Raw genomic sequence first — 16,427 nt, 5'->3', positions numbered from 1 at the left:
TGGCGGCATTTTAGCGACCCGCCCTCGACGGGGCGCCGAGTTCCGCATAAACCACGAGTAAAATCAGGCTGGCCGTGACCCGACTTTATCTCATCTCCCCGCCCCGTATCGAGCATCCCTCGATCTTTGCCGACGAACTGCGCGCCGCCCTCGACGGCGGCGACGTCGCGGCCTTCCAGCTGCGGCTGAAGGACATGCCCGAGGAGGCGATCGCCGTCGCCGCCGACACGCTGCGGCCGATCTGCCAGCAGCGCGGCGTGGCGCTAATCATGAATGACCGCCCCGACCTCGCCGTGAAGTTCGACTGCGACGGCGTCCATATCGGCCAGGACGACATGCCCTATGCAGAGGCGCGGCGGATCGTCGGGCCCAACCGCCAGATCGGCGTCACCTGCAAGGCCTCGCGCCACCTCGCGATGGAAGCGGCCGAGGCCGGTGCAGACTACGTCGCCTTCGGTGCGTTCTTCTCCTCCGCCACCAAGCCGGTAACGACACCCGCCGACATCGAGATCGTCGAATGGTGGAGCAGCCTGATGGAAGTTCCGTGCGTGGCGATCGGCGGCATCACCGTCGAGAACTGCAGGCCCCTGATCGAGGCGGGCGCCGATTTCCTGGCCGTGGCCGGCGGCGTGTGGGACTACAAGGACGGTCCCGAAGCGGCAGTCCGCGCCTTCAACGAACTCTTCGCCGCGCATGGATCATCGGACGGGGAGCCATAGCACCTCCTCGATGTGCGAGGCGCCGCTCGCCAGCATCACCAACCGGTCGAACCCCAGCGCAATGCCGGAGCAATCCGGCAGGCCATGGTCGAGTGCCGCCAGGAAATCGTCGTCGACCGGCCAGCGGACGCCGTACAGCTCGTCCTTCAGGTCCATGTCCGCCGCCAGGCGCTCGCGCTGGATGTCCGGATCGGTCAGCTCGCCGAAGGCGTTGGCCAGCTCGACGCCGCAGACATAGAGCTCGAAGCGCTCCGCGACCCTGGGATCACCGGGTTTGGCGCGGGCGAGTGCCGCCATTGAGATCGGATATTCGCAGAGGATGGTCGGCCGGCCCATGCCGAGTCGCGGTTCGATCTTCTCGAACATGATGCGGAAGAACACGTCCTCCCAGCTGTCGCCGGCATGCATGGCAATGCCCGACGTGGAGGAAAGCGCTTCGGCATTGCCGAAGGTGGGGAACAGATCGACGCCGGCATGGCGCACGAAGGCCTCCGCCACGGTGAGCCGCTCCGGTTCGGCCTTGGGGTCGCAGACGTGGCCGGCCCAGCGCAGCTCGTCGACACCGGTCGACGCGAGCAGTGCCCTGCAGTCGGCCATGATCGTCTGGTAGCCGGTGCCGGCGCGATACCATTCCAGCATCGTGAACTCGGGATGATGCAGTGCCGAGCCCTCGGCGTTGCGGAAGACACGTGCGAACTGGAAGATCTTCGGCATCCCGCCGGCCAGCAGCTTCTTCATCGCGAACTCGGGTGAACTGTGCAGCCAGCGTTCGCGCTCTTCGCCGTCGGGCAGTTCCCACGCCGTCGCGAAGCCCGTGAGATGAACCTCGGCGCCAGGCGCTGCCTGCAGGATCGGTGTCTCGACCTCGACGAAGCCCTCGGACGCGAACCACTGCCGCATGGCGGCCTGGATACGGGCACGCGCCTGAAGATGCGGCAGGCGCCGCGCAAGCCTGTCGGGACGCCATTCGTTCATGCTGCACCATCGCACGCGCGTGGCGCTGCGTGTAGGGTGTCATCATGACGCCCAAGCAGATCGACGCCTTCTGCCGCAAGCTGCCGGCCGCGACGCGGACCGTGCAGTGGGAGGGCGTCACCGTCTTCAAGGTCGGCGGCAAGATGTTCTGTCTGATCGGCCCACCGGGCCATTCCGTTGCACGCCTCTGCTTCAAATGCCCGCCCGAGCATTTCGACGCCCTCTCGCATGCCGAGGGATTCAGGCCCGCACCCTATCTCGCCCGCGCGAAATGGGTCGCCCTCGAGGACCCCTCGGTCCTGACGCCGGCCGAGACGCGGGCGTACCTGAAACAGGCGCATGCCGTCATCGCGGCGGGCCTGCCGAAGAAGAAACAGGCCGAACTGGGCCTGAAACAGCCCCGAAAGGCCCTAGCAGGGCCGGTTGCGACCCCGGGCCGCCTTTGATAGAAGGCCCGCGCCGGCCTCGTACCGCTTCTGCGGACGAGGCCGAATTCCATTCATCCGAGACAGCGGTAGGGCCGGGTAACTCCATGAAAGTCCAAGTCAATTCGATCCGAGCCGGCAACGTCATCGAGTACAACGGCAAGCTCTGGGTGGCCTCGAAAGTCCAGCACATCAGCCCCGGCAAGGGTGGCGCCTTCGTCGCCATCGAAGCCAAGGCGCTGCGCGAGGGCAACAAGCTGCAGGAACGCTTCCGCTCGGGCGAGACCATCGAGCGCGTCCATATCGACGAGCGCGAGTGCACCTACCTGTTCAAGGACGAGAACGGCTTCACGTTCATGGACAAGGAAACCTTCGAGCAGCTCGTGGTCGGCGCCGACGTCCTCGACGAGGACCAGTCGCGCTGGCTTCAGGACGGCATGGAAGTGACGGTGTCGCTGTATGAGGGCACCCCGGTGGGCGCCGAGCTGCCCAAGACCGTGGTTCTCGCCGTCACCGAGGCCGACGCCGTCGTGAAGGGCCAGACCGCCTCCTCTTCCTACAAGCCCGCGATCGTCGAGGGCGGCATCCGCGTGATGGTGCCGCCGCATATCGGCGTTGGCACGCGCCTGGTGATCAACACCGAGGAAGGCACCTACATGGAACGCGCCAAGGATTAGGCGCGGTCCCGTGGCCCTCCCCACCAACCGTCCCCCGCGAGAAACCCCGGTCGCCCGCGTCGGTCGCGCGCCGATGGGCGAGGCCCGCGAGCGTTCGGGCCCGCCCGAGCGGAAGTCGTTGGCGCAGCGCTCCGCCACGATCACGGTCATGATCCGCGCCGCCTTCGCAGCCGCCAAGAACCTGAAGCGCGACTTCGGCGAGGTCGAGCATCTGCAGATCTCGGAGAAGGGACCCGGCGACTTCGTCAGTCACGCCGACATCAAGGCCGAACGCACCCTGCGCGCCGAGTTGTCACGCGTCCGTCCCGACTACGGCTTCCTCGGCGAGGAAGGCGGCGAGACCAAGGGCGATGGCCGCAACCGCTGGATCGTCGATCCGCTCGACGGCACAACCAACTTCCTGCACGGCGTGCCCCACTTCGCCATCTCCATCGCGCTGGAGCGCGAGAAGGAGATCATCGCGGGCGTCATCTACCAGCCGATCTCCGACGAGCTGTTCTGGGCCGAAAAGGGCAACGGCGCCTATATCGACACGCCGAACGCCCGCTCGCGCCGCCTGCGCGTCTCGGGGCGCAAGGATCCGGCACGCGGCCTGATCGGGACCGGTATCCCCCACATCGGCAAGAGCGACCACGCCGCCTATCACGCCAAGCTGGCGGCGGTCACCGAGCGCACGGCCGGCGTACGCCGCTGGGGCGCCGCGGCGCTCGACCTCGCTTTCGTCGCCGCCGGCCGCTACGACGCCTTCTTCGAGTTCGGCCTGGCGCCCTGGGACGTCGCAGCAGGGATCCTGATGGTGCGAGAGGCCGGAGGCCTGGTCGGCGACATCGCGGGGCAGCCCTACGAACTCGGCGGGCCGTCCCTCCTCGCGAGCAACTTCGGCCTGCGCGATTCGATGGTCGAGATCCTGTCCAAGGCCTGACGGGCACATCACCGTCAGGCCGGTTCATCCTCTGCTGCATTGCCGCGAGCGGTTGAGCGCTGAGCGACCATTCGTTATGGTCGAACCGCCAAATCCCTTGGAAAGGCAATCGGTTATGCCCCCCTCTTCGGCCGCTGCACGCAGCTTCGCCCTCGCCGTGATCGGTGTCGGCGCGGCGTCGTTCTCGGCCCATGGGCAGAACGTCACCGCCTTCAACCCGTACTCCGGTGCCGGCCTGGCAAGCGGAGCGCTCCCGCAATACGCAGCGCCGCCCGCCGCCCCAACCGTTGGTGCCGTTGGCCCCGGTCCGGCTTTCAATCCCTGGTCGTCTCGCCCTTCGGCGCAGGCGTCGCGCCAGGCCGCTCCTCCGCAAGCCCATCGCCCTACACCACAGACCAAGGCAGGTGCCTCCCTGCCGCCGCCCCCGCCCGGACCAATCAAAAGTCGTGTCGTCGCCGTCCCGGAGTTGGCGACGCGCCGCAGCAAGCCGCGCGATATCGAGAAGGCCATCGCCGCTTCCGTCGAGCCGGCCGTCAAGCACGCTTCCGCGCCAGCCGCTCCGCCGGCCCCCGTACCCCCAGCGTCGGTCGCCGCGGCGCCCACCCCGACCGTGGTTCGGTCCGCACCTGCGCCGACACCCCCACAGACCGCCCCTGGCCCGACCGCGCCGGCCCCGGCGCCTCCCGTCGCTGCAGCGCCTCCACCTCAGCCCACTGAACCTCCTGTGGCCCCGCAGCGCCAGATGGCCGCCGTCGCGCCCGCGCCGCCGCCGCCGCCGCCCGTTCCATCGGCGCGCAGCGGCGTGGCGGTCACCTTGGTCTTCACCGCCCGGGCGACCGAACTGTCGGATGCGGCCAAGGCTGAACTCGATCGCCTCGCCAAGGATCTGGCCGACCGTACCCTGCGACAGGTCGAACTGCGCAGCGTGGCCGAAAACGGTGATCCGGACAGCCGCAAGATTTCGTTGGCGCGGGCGCTGATCGTGCGGAATTACCTGATCGACAAGGGCGTCCGGTCCAGGATCGAGATCGCCTCCATCGTGGGCGATGGCGGCGAGCGGGTGGAAATCCTGGTGCCGGGCACATGATCCCGCAAGCGTCCGCAGGCATCGGGAGACAGCATGAGTAATCCGATTCCGTATCTCGTTCGCATGCTGCTGTTCCTCGCGATCGTGGCCTGCATCGCCTACCTCCTCCACCACGACCTGCTGCGCGTGTTCCTGAACACGCCGATCCTCAACAGCGTCATCCTGGGCGTGCTCGCCATCGGCATCTTCTTCGTGATGCGCCAGGTCCTGTCCCTGTGGCCCGAAGTGCGGTGGCTGCGGCGCTTTCAGCATCGCGAGCCCGGCGCACCGCCGCTCGAGACCGAGTCCATCGACCTGATGGCGCCGATGGCCGCCATGATGGGCGACCGTCAGGACAATTTCCGCCTGTCGCCCACGGCGACTCGCGCCATGCTCGACGGCATCGCCAGCCGCCTCGACGAGCGGCGCGAACTCAGCCGCTACATGATCGGCCTGCTGATCTTCCTCGGCCTGCTCGGCACGTTCTGGGGCCTGCTCGAGACGATCGGCGCCGTCGCCGACGCCATCGTCGGAATGCAGGTCACCGGCGGCGATGCGGTGCAGATCTTCGCCAAGCTGAAGCAGGGTATCGAGGGGCCGCTCAAGGGCATGTCCACCGCCTTCGGCGCCTCGCTGTTCGGCCTCTCGGGCTCGCTCGTGCTGGGTTTCCTCGAACTGCAGGCGAGCCAGGCCCAGGGCCGCTTCCACACCGAGCTCGAGGAATGGCTGGCAGGCGCCACACGTCTGTCGAGCGGTACGCTCCAGACCGAAGGCGAACAGGGGATCTCGGCCTATGTCGAGGCGCTGCTGGAGCGTACCGCGGACGGTCTCGACGATCTCACGCGCACGCTCCGTCGCAGCGAAGAGGGCCGCGAGCAGGCGGCAGCGGCCAACGCCGCGCTGGTCGAGCGCCTGTCGTCGCTGACCGAGAGCATGCGCTCCCAGCAGGCGCTGCTGGCCCGCCTCGCTGAGCAATCCATCGAATTGCGCGGCACGGTCGCGCGCCTGACCGAGCGCAAGCCGGAGGCCGAGAGCGAGGCGCTCCTGACGCACCAGCGCAACATCGAGGCCGGCCTTGCCCGCCTGATCGAAGAAAGCGTGCGCGGACGCACTGCGCTGGCCGATGAATTGCGGGGCGAGTTCCGCCTGCTCGCCCGCACCATCGCCTCGACGCGCAGCGCGACGCCGGGCGACTGACCGCCATGGCAGCCGTATCCCGCCGTCGAGGAGGAGGAGGCGCCGACTACACCTGGCCGGGTTATGTCGACGCGCTGACGACCCTGCTGATGGTGTTGATCTTCCTGCTGTCGCTGTTCAGCGTCGCGCAATTCACCCTGACCGACACGCTCAGCTCCCGCGACAGCGCGATCGACGCCCTGAACAAGCAGCTCGGCAGCCTGGCCAGCGTGTTGTCGCTGGAGAAGGCGGCGAGCGATAACCTGAAGCAGGATCTCGAGAAGCTCACCCTGCAGCTGCGCCAAAACCAGGCGGAGCGCGACCGGTTGGGCGCCGACCTCGCCGCCCAGCGCACTGCCTCGGACGCCCTCAAGATCGAGCGCGATCAGCTCACGGAGCGCCTGACGTCGATGATGGCGGAACGCGAGCGGCTTGCCGCCTCGCTCGAAAGCTCCAACAAGGAAGCCGCCGCCCAGGCCGGCGACCTCCAGAAGGAGATCGAGCGCCAACGGCTGGAACTCACGCGGCTCGCCGCCTCGCTGGCGGCCGCCAACGAGGACAAGGGCAAGCTGTTCGGCGACCTCACTGAAGAACAGAAGCTCAGTGCCGAGCAGAAGGCCGCCGTCGTGCGCCTGACCGCCGAGCTCGCCGCCCTCAAGGGAGAGCTAGCCCGCCTCGGCACCGTTCTCGACGCCGCCGACGCCAAGGCCAAGGAACAGCAGGCGCAGATCGTCGATCTCGGCCAGAAGCTCAACCGCGCGCTGGCCAGCAAGGTCGAGGAACTGGCACGCTACCGCTCAGAATTCTTCGGCAAGTTGCGCGAGGCACTGCGCGGCCAGCGCGACGTGCAGATCGTCGGCGACCGTTTCGTGTTCCAGTCTGAAGTGCTCTTCCCGTCCGGCTCGGCCAAGCTTCAGGAAGGCGGCGAGAAGCAGCTCGCGAACGTCGCCAAGCGCCTCGTCGAGATCGCCGCCACCATCCCGAAAGACGTCAACTGGGTTCTCCAGGTCGACGGGCATACCGACAACAAGGCGATCGCCAGCGCGCAATACCCGTCGAACTGGGAGCTGTCCGCCGCCCGCGCCATCGCCGTGGTCAAGTTCCTCCACAGCGAAGGCATCCCCAACGACCGCCTCGTGGCCGCGGGTTACGGCGAATACCAGCCGCTTTCGTCCACCGACCCGGCCCGCAACCGCCGCATCGAGCTCAAGCTCACCAATCGCTGAAGCCGGTCTCTACAGAAGCCCAAGTCTCTTCAGCTCGGCCGCCATTTCGGCTGGCATGTCGGCCGTGTCGCCGCTCGACAGGTCCGGCGGCGCACGTTCGGGTTCGAGGTAGCGCCATCCCTGGAAGGGTTTGCAGGCGCGTGGAGCAGTTTCGACCAGGGGGCGCCTGAGCTTGATGCGGCAGAACTTTTTGCCGCTTTCCTCGTCGAAATCATCCTCGAATCCGACCAGTTCCTGCCGGCAGCGGATGACGCCGCGCACCACCCAGTAGAGGGAGCCGCCCAGCAGATCCTCGGCCCGCCGTGGCGAGTTGCGGGTGTAGATCCAGTGCGGCGAACGTGCCGACTGCCCCCGCTCCCGGCGTCGCGCCGCCTGGACCTTTTTCATGTGGGCGAGATCGTCGATGCCGACCGCCAGCTTGATGAGATGCAACGCCATCGCCTGCGATTAATACGTGACCGGTCGCCGGCTCAAGCGCCGCCTATCCACAGCATGGGCGTCGCGAGCGTGACCTGCGCGCCACAGGCTGCGAGAATTGCAGACCGGGCTTCGGACTCCACACTGTCTGCACAATCCAAGCTCTATTGTCCGGTCGCTTTTTGCGAGGGTTCCTATGAATCGATCGACGCTGGCCGCCTTGGTTGTGGCTCTCATGCTGGGCTCCGGCATTGCGGGTTACCTGATCGGAAGACCGGGCGATTCACTCGACCGTCTCCCACCGGCGCCTTCGACGGCCGCACCCCCGGCCTCTGCACCGGCCACCCCGACTCCGCCGGCGAGCCCGCCAGCCCAGACAGCCCAGTCCTCCGCACCGGCTCCCATCGCCCAGCCGCCGGCACCGCCGTCCGCTCCCTTCTCCTTCCGTCGCGTCGCGGTCGATTCCAGCCGCAGCGAGGCGGAAGCCTGCCTCGCCTTCAACAAGCCGCTCGCGACCGGCGACGTGAAGTACGGCGACTTCATCCGCATCGAGCCTGAAGCCAAGACCGCGCTCCGCGCCGTCGACGACCGGCTGTGCATCGCAGGCCTCACCTACGGCCAGGACTACACCGTGAAGCTGCTGGCGGGCTTCCCGGGACGCGACGGCGAGAAGCTGCGCGACGAGCAGAGCGTGAGCGTGGCGCTGGGTGCCCGTCCAGCCGTCGTGAACCTTCCCGGCAAGGGCTTCATCTTGCCGCGCGGCAGCGCCGCGGGCCTGCCCGTGACCACCATCAACGTCTCCAAGGTCGGTATCTCGGTCTATCGTGTGAGCGAACGCGGCATCGATCGCTTTTCCGCCGACCGCTACTACGACGTGGCCTTCCCCGGCTCCGAGCCGATTACCGAATCCTGGTCGCTGCGCAGCTGGCTGAACGGCAGCAACGGTGCCGAGCAGTGGACCGGTACGATGGACGTGCGCAACACGCCCAACCAGGCCGTCGTCACCGCCTTCCCGATCCGCGAAACCATCCAGGACTGGAAGCCCGGCGCGTATTTCGTCGTGGTGTGGAACGCCGCCAAGCCCCCGGCCCGCGACTATGAAGACGACGAATCGACCAGCGGATCCGCGGTCGGCCTGTGGGTGATCGACACTGACATCGGCCTCACCTCCTTCAGCGGCGACGACGGCCTGAACGTCTTCGCGCGCTCGCTGCAGACCGCCCAGCCGCTGGCCGGCATCGAGGTCACGGTTCTGTCGCGCGGCAATGAGCCGATCGGCAAGGTGGTGACCGGCGCCGATGGCCGCGCGGCGTTCGCGGCCGGCCTGCTCAAGGGCAGCGGCGCCGCCGAACCCGTCGCCGTGATGGCGCAGGATCCGGCGAAGAAGGAATTCTCGCGCCTCGAACTCACCAAGTCGGCCTTCGACCTGTCCGACCGCGGCGTTGATGGCCGGCCGCAGCCCGGCCCGGTCGACGCCTTCCTCTACACCGAGCGCGGCATCTATCGGCCCGGCGAGACCGTGCAGCTCATGGCGCTGATGCGCGACGACGCAGCCAACGCGCTCTCGAACCTGCCCGTCACGCTGATCGTCAAGCGGCCCGATGGCAGCGAGTTCACCCGTTTCACCCATGCCCTGCAGGGCTCGGGTGCCGTTTCCCAGACGGTCGACCTGCCGAAATCGTCCCGACGCGGCCGCTGGTCGGTTGCCGCCCATATCGATCCCAAGGGCGCGCCTGTCGGTCGGGTGGAGTTCTCGGTCGAAGATTTCGTGCCCGAGAAGCTCAAGGTCGAGCTGACGCCCGACGAGCCGATCATCCGGCCCGGCAGCGTGAACCGCTTCGTCCTGTCAGCCGACTTCCTCTATGGCGCACCGGCCTCCGACCTCGCCGTCGAAGGCGACATGCGCATCACCGTCGACGACAACCCGTTCCCGGCCTTCGCCAAGTACCGGTTCGGACCGGAGGACGACCGCGAGAAGTTCGAACCTCCCTTCATCGAGTTGAAGGGCGAGAACACCGACTCCGCCGGCAAGTCGAGCCTCGAATGGGCAGGCGACCTCGCCAAGGAGACGGTGCTGCCGCTGCGCGCCCAGATCCAGGCCCGCGTCTTCGAACCAGGCGGCGGCCGCGCCACCAAGACCGAGAAGGTCATGCCCGTACGCACCCGCGACACCTATATCGGTGTCCGCCCGACCTTCGAGGGCCGATATTCCCGTGAAGGCGTCGATACCGAGTTCGATGTGGTGGCGGTCGACGCGGCCGGCACCCAGATCGCGCGCCCTTCGGTCGAATACAGGATCGAACGCATCACCAACGCCTATCAATGGTTCCAGGTCGACGGCCGCTGGCGCTGGCAGTCGGTCACGAACACGCGGCTGGTGACAGCCGACAAGGTGACCCTGAAGGCCGACACGCCGACCCGTCTCTCGCAGCGGCTGGACTGGGGCCAGCACAGGCTCACCGTCATCGACAACTACAAGAACACCTCGACCAGCCTGACCTTCTACGTGGGCTGGTACGGCGGCACGGGGACCGAGGAGGCACCCGACACGTTGCGCGTCGCCAGCGACAAGCAGAACTATGCGCCCGGCGACACGGCCCGCCTGCGCATCGAGGCGCCATTCGCGGGCGAAGCACTGATCGCCATCGCGACCGACCGCATCGTCTCCACCCAGTCGGTCCAGGTGCCGGCCGGCGGCACGACCGTCGACATTCCCGTGAAGGGTGAATGGGGTGCAGGCGCCTACGCGCTGGTGACTGCCTGGCGGCCGCTGGCGGCGCCGGCCGAACGCACCCCCACGCGGGCCATCGGCGCCACGTGGCTGGGTCTCAACCCGACCCTGCGGACGTTGGGCATCCAGATCGGCGCACCTGAGAAGATCACACCGCGGCAGCGCATCGAAGTGCCGGTAAAGGTCTCCAATCTTCAGGCCGGACAGGAAGCCTTCGTCACCCTGGCCGCAGTGGATGAGGGTATCCTTCAGCTCACCCGTTACAAAACGCCCAATCCCGCCGACCACTATTTCGGCAAGCGTCGCCTCGGCATCTCGATGCGCGACGATTACGGCCGCCTGCTCGACACCCGCGCCGACGAACTCGGCCGCATCCGGGCCGGCGGCGACGCGGGCGAGATCGGCGGCCTCGACATCGTGCCGACTCGCGTCGTCTCGCTGTTCAGCGGTCCGGTGAAGCTCGACGACAAGGGCGAAGCGAAGATCGCCTTCGACATCCCCGACTTCATCGGTCAGCTCCGATTGATGGCCGTCGCCTACGACAAGAGCCGCGTCGGCTCGGGCGAGCAGCGCCTGTTCGTGCGCGACGCCGTCACGGCCGACGTCGTGCTGCCGCGCTTCCTCGCGCCGAAGGATCTCGGACGGGTGGCGCTGTCTCTGCACAACGTCGACGGGCAGGCGGGCGACTACCGCGTGACCCTCACCGCCACCGGTTCGGTCTCGCTCGAACGGCCGGTGATCGAGACGAAGCGCCTCGCCGCCAACCAGCGCGAGCTCCTGACCTGGCCGCTGCGCGCCGGCGAAGCCGGCTTCGGCAAGGTGACGGTCGCCGTCCAGGGACCGGGCAACTTCGCCGTCCAGCGCGAGTGGGACATCCAGGTGCGGCCGGCGCAGACGCCCAGCGCCGTCGACACGGTGGCGCGCCTGGCGCCCGGCAACGAGGCCACGGTCGATCGCAACGTGATCGCCGCCTTCGCGTCTGGTACCGCGCAGGTCAGCGCCTCGCTTACCCGCATTCCGGGGATCGACGTCGCGGCCCTGCTGCGCCAGCTCGACAAGTATCCGTTCGGCTGCATCGAGCAGACGACCAGCCGAGCCATGCCGCTGCTCTACTACAACGACGTGGCGCTGCTGGGATACGGCCCGACCGATCCGCGCATCAACGAGCGCGTTCAGGATGCCGTCTATCGCATCGTCGACATGCAGCTGCCCGATGGGTCGTTCGGCATGTGGGGCCCCTTCTCCACACCAGCGGCGGAATGGCTGCAGACCTACGTGCTCGACTTCCTGGTGCGCGCGAACCAGCAGCAGATGACGGTGCCCTCGGCATCGCTGCAGCGGGCGCTCGGCTGGCTCAACAAGACGGCCGACAAGCTCTCTCCCAACGCCCAGGCCTATGCCTGGTATGTGCTGGCGAAGTCCGGCTATGCCGATCCCGGCAGGGTCCGCTACTTCCAGGACACGAAGGCGGCCGAGATGAAGGGCGGCATCGCCTGGGCCATGCTGGCCGCGGCCCTGAACCAGGTCGGCGAACCGGGGCGCGGCCGCCTCGCCTTCGCGACGGCGCGCCAGCGCATCGACGAGCGCGACCCGTCCGACTATTACGGCTCGCCGCTGCGCAATCGCGCCGCGCTCGTCACGCTCGCCGTCGAAGCCGGTGGCCGCGACGCCCTGACGGAGGTGACGAGCCTGGTGGGCGAGCGCCTCACGTCATCCATCAACCTCACCACGACCCAGGAGCAGGCGTGGCTCGTGATGGCGGCGCGCGCGATGAGCGGCAGTGCCCAACTCGCCTATTCCGTGGACGGCCAGTCGCGCCAGTCAGCCACGGAACCGGTGACGTTCAACCCGGACGCGACGGCACTGGCCCGCGGCCTCAAGCTGCGCAACGACACGGATCGTCCGATCTGGATGCAGGTGACGGCGCGCGGTGTTCCGCTCGATCCGCAACCTTCGGCCACGGCCGGCATCAGCGTCCAGCGCGAGTTCCTGAAGTTCGACGGCGAGCCCAGTTCGCTGGGCCACGTCGTGCAAAACGAGCGCTTCATCGTCTCGATCTCCGGCCGTAACCTGGAGGGCGGCTACCACGAGGTCGCGCTGCTCGACCTGCTGCCGGCCGGCTTCGAGATCGAGGCGGTGCTGAACGACGAGACGGCGAAGTCCTTCCCGTTCCTGTCCGACCTCACCGAGACCCGCATTGCCGAGGCGCGCGACGACCGCTTCTTCGCGTCCTTCAACATGGGCACGCGGCCCTATCAGACCTGGTGGGATTCCTCGGCGAAGAACCCGAACTCCTATCACGTCGCCTACATCGTCCGCGCCGTGACGCCCGGCACCTATGCCGTCCCGGCGACGAACGTCTCCGACATGTACGCGCCGCGGGTCTATGGCCGGACGGCGATGCGCGCGCTGACCATCGTTCCCGCGGGAACGAAGTAGGCCGCATGCGGCTCAGGCCCCTGCTGGCCGGCCTCGCCGTCGCTGCCACGACCCTGGTGGCAACAGCGCTCGCGCTCGACCGTCTCTTCCCGCCCGACCTGTCGCGCTATCATGACAGGTCGACCGAGGTGGTCGACGCCAACGGCCGGCAGCTGCGCGCCTTCACGACAGCGGACGGCAAGTGGCGCCTCAAGACATCGGTCGACGATGTCGATCCGCTCTATCTCGGCCTGCTCAAGGCCTATGAGGATCGCCGTTTCGACTCCCATTGGGGCGTCGATCCTCTCGCGACACTGCGAGCGGCCGGCCAACTCGCCGAGCGCGGCCGTATCGTGTCGGGCGCTTCGACGCTCTCGATGCAGGCCGCCCGCCTGCTCGATCCGCGCCCGCGCAGCTTCATGACCAAGGCGATCCAGTCGGCGCGCGCGCTGCAGCTCGAATGGCGCTACTCCAAGCGCGAGGTGCTGGCGATCTACCTCACCTTGGCGCCGATGGGCGGCAACCTCGAAGGTGTGCGCTCGGCATCGCTGGCCTACTTCGGCAAGGAGCCGCGCCAGCTCAGCGCCGCCGAAGCCGCGCTGCTGGTCGCCATTCCACAATCACCCGAACGACGTCGCCCCGACCGTGCCTCCTCGGTGGCGCATAAGGCGCGCGACCGCGTGCTGGAGCGCGGCGTCGAACATGGCGTGATCGATGCGCCCCTGTACGAGATGGCGCGCAGCCATCTCCCGCCCGACCGCCGGCTCGCCATGCCGATGCAGGCGCCGCATCTCGCGACCTGGCTGGCGGGGCAATCGCCTAGCATGACAGTACCGACCACGGTACGCTACGAGCTGCAGCGGACACTCAGCCAGTTCGTGCACGAGGAGCGACGCGCGCTGGCCGACAGCGCCGAGATCGCCATGGTCGTGCTCGACAACCGTACCGGCGGGGTCGTGGCTTGGTTGGGCGGTGATAATTTCTTTGGCCGAGCCGGCCAGGTCGACCTCGTGCGCGCCCGCCGCTCGCCCGGTTCGGCGCTGAAACCGCTGATCTATGCGATGGCCTTCGACGACCGCACCCTGCATCCCGAGACCCTGGTCGAGGATGTGCCGGTGCGCTTCCGCGACTGGCTGCCGCGCAACTTCGATCGCGACCACCAGGGTGCGGTGACGGTGCGCCACGCCCTGCAGCAATCTCTGAACGTGCCGGCTGTGCTGGCTCTGGAAAAGGTCGGCCCGCAGCGCTTCCTGTCCACCCTGCGCACCGCCGGTGTGGCGCCGGGCCTGCCACCGGGCGACAACGGAAACTCGCTGGGCGTTGCGCTCGGCAGTGTCACGATCTCGCCGCTCGAAATGGCGGGACTTTATGCCGGCCTGGCCAATGGCGGCCGCTTCGCGCCGCCACAGGTCCGGCGCGATCGCCCCAGACCCGAGCCGCTCCGCCTGGTCGGGCCGACCGCCGCCTGGTACATCTCCGACGTGCTAGCCGAGGCGCCTCTGCCCGAGGGCTTCGCGGCGCTGCCCGTGGCGCTACGCGAGCGCCGCATCGCCTTCAAGACCGGCACCTCCGCCGGCTATCGCGACGCCTGGGCTGCCGGCTACAGCGCCAATTGGACGGTCGTCGTCTGGGTCGGCCATGCTGACGGAACGCCTCGCCCTGGCCAGCTCGGCCGGCTCTCGGCGCTGCCCATCCTGTTCAAGGCCTTCGGCCGGCTCCCCAGCGAGGACAATCGAGCGGTCCGCCCGCCGGCCGACGCGATCAGGGTCGCGTCCCATCGCGAGCTGCCGCCGCGCATGCGAACCCTCACGCCCTACAGCGAGACCAGTGGCGGCCCGCGCATCGCCTATCCGCCGGCCGATGCCCGCATCGAGCTGGCGGCGCGCGAGGCCGTCGTGCTGAACGCCATGGGCGGACAGGGCCGCCTGCGCTGGCTGGTCGACGGCCGCCCGCTCGAGGGCACACAGTGGGTCCCCGACGGCGCCGGCACCGCCCGTCTCGCCGTCGTCGACGAGGCCGGGCGCTCGACCTCGGTGACCGTCAGGATCGTGCAGCGGCAATAGCCGTCCTCAGACGATGAAGACCAAGGCAACTGAACCGACAAGCGACAGGGCGAAGGCCACGTTGATGATCCGGTTCGTGCGCGGATCGCGGAAGAAGCGCGTCAGTGCCGCCCCGCCGAACAACCACGCCACGTTCACGGCGGCGATGACCAGGGTCAGCACGACAAGCTTCAGGCCCGCGTCTGCCACGAGCCGGTCCGGCCGAAGCACGAAGCCTGAGTAGAGCGCAGCCATCGCGACATAGCCCTTGGGATTGACAAGCGACAGCAGCAGTCCGGCCGCAAGGGTTGGCGGCTCCCCTCGCCTGCCCTCCTCCGCCAAAGCCGGCGCAGTGGCGATCCGCCAGGCCAGCCACAGGAAATAGAGCGCGGCCAGCGCCGCAACTGCGGGCGCCACCCCAGGTACGGCAAGCAGCAGGCCGGCCATGCCACTGGCTACGATCGCCATCACCGCGACCATGCCAGCGACGATGCCGGCGAGATAGCCGATGCCCCGCCGCGCACCGAACGCCGCACCGGCGGCCGCAAGGCTCAGCGTCGCCGGGCCTGGGCTGCCCGCCAGCGCGACAGCGGCGATCAGGAATCCGGGAAGCGCGTCCATGCCGGCAATTTGACGCCGGCCATGGACTGTCGTCTTGAACGTTCGTGAAGTTTAGGCTGCTGCCTTCGCCTTGAGCGCCTGCGCCACCTTCGACGCCGGCTCGCGGCCGAGCGCGACGCAGATCGCGCGGCCGGCCGCGGCCACGGCCTCGAGATCGACGCCGTGGTCGATACCAAGGCCGTTCATCAGGTAGATCACGTCCTCGGTGCCGACGTTGCCCGAGGCGCCCTTGGCATAGGGGCAACCGCCGAGACCCGCGACGGCGGTATCGAACACCGCGATGCCGCGCTCCATGACGGCGAGGATGTTGGCCAGCGACTGGCCGTAGGTGTCGTGGAAGTGCGCGGCGATCTTTTCCCGCGGCATCTTCTCGGCGACGGCATCGATCATGGCTACGCACTCGCCGGGCGTACCGACGCCGATCGTGTCGCCCAGCGAGACCTCGTAACAGCCCATCCGGAACAGCCGTTCCGACACCTCGGCCACCTTGGCGGGCGAAACCTTGCCGTCATAGGGACAGGCGATCACGGTCGAGACGTAGCCGCGCACCTTCATGCCGTACTTCTGCGCGGCTTCCATCACCGGTGCAAAGCGTTCGAAGCTCTCGTCGATCGAGCAGTTGGTGTTCTTGCGGCAGAAGGCCTCCGAGGCGGCCGTGAAGATCGCGATCTCCTCGACTTTGGCCTCGACGGCACCATTCATCCCCTGCTTGTTCGGCACCAGCACCGGGTAGCTGACGCCGGGCTTGCGCTGGATGCGCGCCATCACCTGGTCGGTGTTGGCCATCTGCGGCACCCACTTGGGCGACACGAAGCTGCCGGCCTCCACGGCCGAATGGCCCGCGGCCGACAGCGCGTCGATCAGCGCCACCTTGGCCTCGACCGAAACCGGCTTGGCCTCGTTCTGCAAGCCGTCGCGCGGCCCCACTTCCACGAGCCGCACGCGCCTGGGATGATTCATCGTTCCCTCCCGATCCTGGGGCCACATACTGCACCATCGGGAAGGCCGCCAG

At 68.1% G+C, this 16,427-nt stretch carries 13 protein-coding genes; 9 read left to right on the top strand and 4 right to left on the bottom strand.

What is annotated here, in order from left to right; genetic code table 11:
• Positions 1 to 74 precede the first annotated feature (74 nt).
• Complete coding sequence (gene thiE, locus Q0Q48_RS22115; RefSeq protein ID WP_295142733.1) at positions 75 to 719, top strand: thiamine phosphate synthase; 645 nt, start codon at positions 75 to 77, stop codon at positions 717 to 719.
• Here thiE and epmA read toward each other — a convergent pair.
• Entirely contained in the window at positions 699 to 1,694 is a 996-nt protein-coding gene (gene epmA, locus Q0Q48_RS22110) for an EF-P lysine aminoacylase EpmA (RefSeq protein WP_295142730.1), read from the bottom strand. The two genes, thiE and epmA, sit on opposite strands and share 21 nt — an antisense overlap.
• A 44-nt stretch (positions 1,695 to 1,738) precedes the next feature.
• Between epmA and Q0Q48_RS22105 the strand changes: the two genes are divergently transcribed.
• The 6 genes from Q0Q48_RS22105 to Q0Q48_RS22080 all read left to right on the top strand — a co-directional run bounded on the left by Q0Q48_RS22105 (position 1,739) and on the right by Q0Q48_RS22080 (position 7,186).
• Positions 1,739 to 2,140: an MmcQ/YjbR family DNA-binding protein gene (locus Q0Q48_RS22105; protein WP_295142727.1), complete on the top strand. Its 402-nt coding sequence runs from the start codon at positions 1,739 to 1,741 to the stop codon at positions 2,138 to 2,140.
• 86 nt (positions 2,141 to 2,226) lie between these two features.
• Complete coding sequence (gene efp, locus Q0Q48_RS22100; RefSeq protein ID WP_230549376.1) at positions 2,227 to 2,796, top strand: elongation factor P; 570 nt, start codon at positions 2,227 to 2,229, stop codon at positions 2,794 to 2,796.
• 73 nt (positions 2,797 to 2,869) lie between these two features.
• Positions 2,870 to 3,718: an inositol monophosphatase family protein gene (locus Q0Q48_RS22095; RefSeq protein ID WP_295142898.1), complete on the top strand. Its 849-nt coding sequence runs from the start codon at positions 2,870 to 2,872 to the stop codon at positions 3,716 to 3,718.
• Positions 3,719 to 4,460: 742 nt separating this feature from the next.
• Entirely contained in the window at positions 4,461 to 4,805 is a 345-nt protein-coding gene (locus Q0Q48_RS22090; RefSeq protein WP_295142722.1) for an OmpA family protein, read from the top strand.
• Positions 4,806 to 4,838: 33 nt separating this feature from the next.
• Positions 4,839 to 5,981 carry a flagellar motor protein MotA gene (locus tag Q0Q48_RS22085; RefSeq protein WP_295142719.1) on the top strand — a complete coding sequence of 381 codons (1,143 nt, stop codon included), beginning with the start codon at positions 4,839 to 4,841 and terminating at the stop codon, positions 5,979 to 5,981.
• A 5-nt stretch (positions 5,982 to 5,986) separates the two neighbouring features.
• Entirely contained in the window at positions 5,987 to 7,186 is a 1,200-nt protein-coding gene (locus Q0Q48_RS22080; protein ID WP_295142715.1) for a peptidoglycan -binding protein, read from the top strand.
• Positions 7,187 to 7,195: 9 nt separating this feature from the next.
• Here the strand turns inward: Q0Q48_RS22080 and Q0Q48_RS22075 are convergent, their stop codons facing one another.
• Complete coding sequence (locus Q0Q48_RS22075) at positions 7,196 to 7,624, bottom strand: DUF1489 domain-containing protein (RefSeq protein ID WP_295142712.1); 429 nt, start codon at positions 7,622 to 7,624, stop codon at positions 7,196 to 7,198.
• Positions 7,625 to 7,799: 175 nt separating this feature from the next.
• Here Q0Q48_RS22075 and Q0Q48_RS22070 point away from each other — a divergent pair, with 175 nt between their 5' ends.
• Together Q0Q48_RS22070 and pbpC are read left to right on the top strand one after the other, a co-directional pair.
• Positions 7,800 to 12,773 carry an alpha-2-macroglobulin gene (locus Q0Q48_RS22070; protein ID WP_295142710.1) on the top strand — a complete coding sequence of 1,658 codons (4,974 nt, stop codon included), beginning with the start codon at positions 7,800 to 7,802 and terminating at the stop codon, positions 12,771 to 12,773.
• Positions 12,774 to 12,778: 5 nt separating this feature from the next.
• Positions 12,779 to 14,815 (top strand): penicillin-binding protein 1C, encoded by a 2,037-nt coding sequence (gene pbpC / locus Q0Q48_RS22065; RefSeq protein WP_295142707.1) that lies wholly within the window; start codon positions 12,779 to 12,781, stop codon positions 14,813 to 14,815.
• A 6-nt stretch (positions 14,816 to 14,821) separates the two neighbouring features.
• On the opposite strand, the gene Q0Q48_RS22060 is transcribed toward pbpC, so the two are convergent.
• Both Q0Q48_RS22060 and Q0Q48_RS22055 read right to left on the bottom strand, forming a co-directional pair.
• Positions 14,822 to 15,415, bottom strand: coding sequence for a LysE family transporter (locus tag Q0Q48_RS22060; RefSeq protein ID WP_295142704.1), 594 nt, complete (start codon positions 15,413 to 15,415; stop codon positions 14,822 to 14,824).
• A gap of 51 nt (positions 15,416 to 15,466) precedes the next feature.
• Positions 15,467 to 16,375: a hydroxymethylglutaryl-CoA lyase gene (locus Q0Q48_RS22055; RefSeq protein ID WP_295142701.1), complete on the bottom strand. Its 909-nt coding sequence runs from the start codon at positions 16,373 to 16,375 to the stop codon at positions 15,467 to 15,469.
• Positions 16,376 to 16,427 lie beyond the last annotated feature (52 nt).

This window comes from uncultured Reyranella sp. (assembly GCF_945957355.1).
GTDB lineage: Bacteria > Pseudomonadota > Alphaproteobacteria > Reyranellales > Reyranellaceae > Reyranella.
This window is presented reverse-complemented; position numbering and strand designations above follow the sequence as displayed.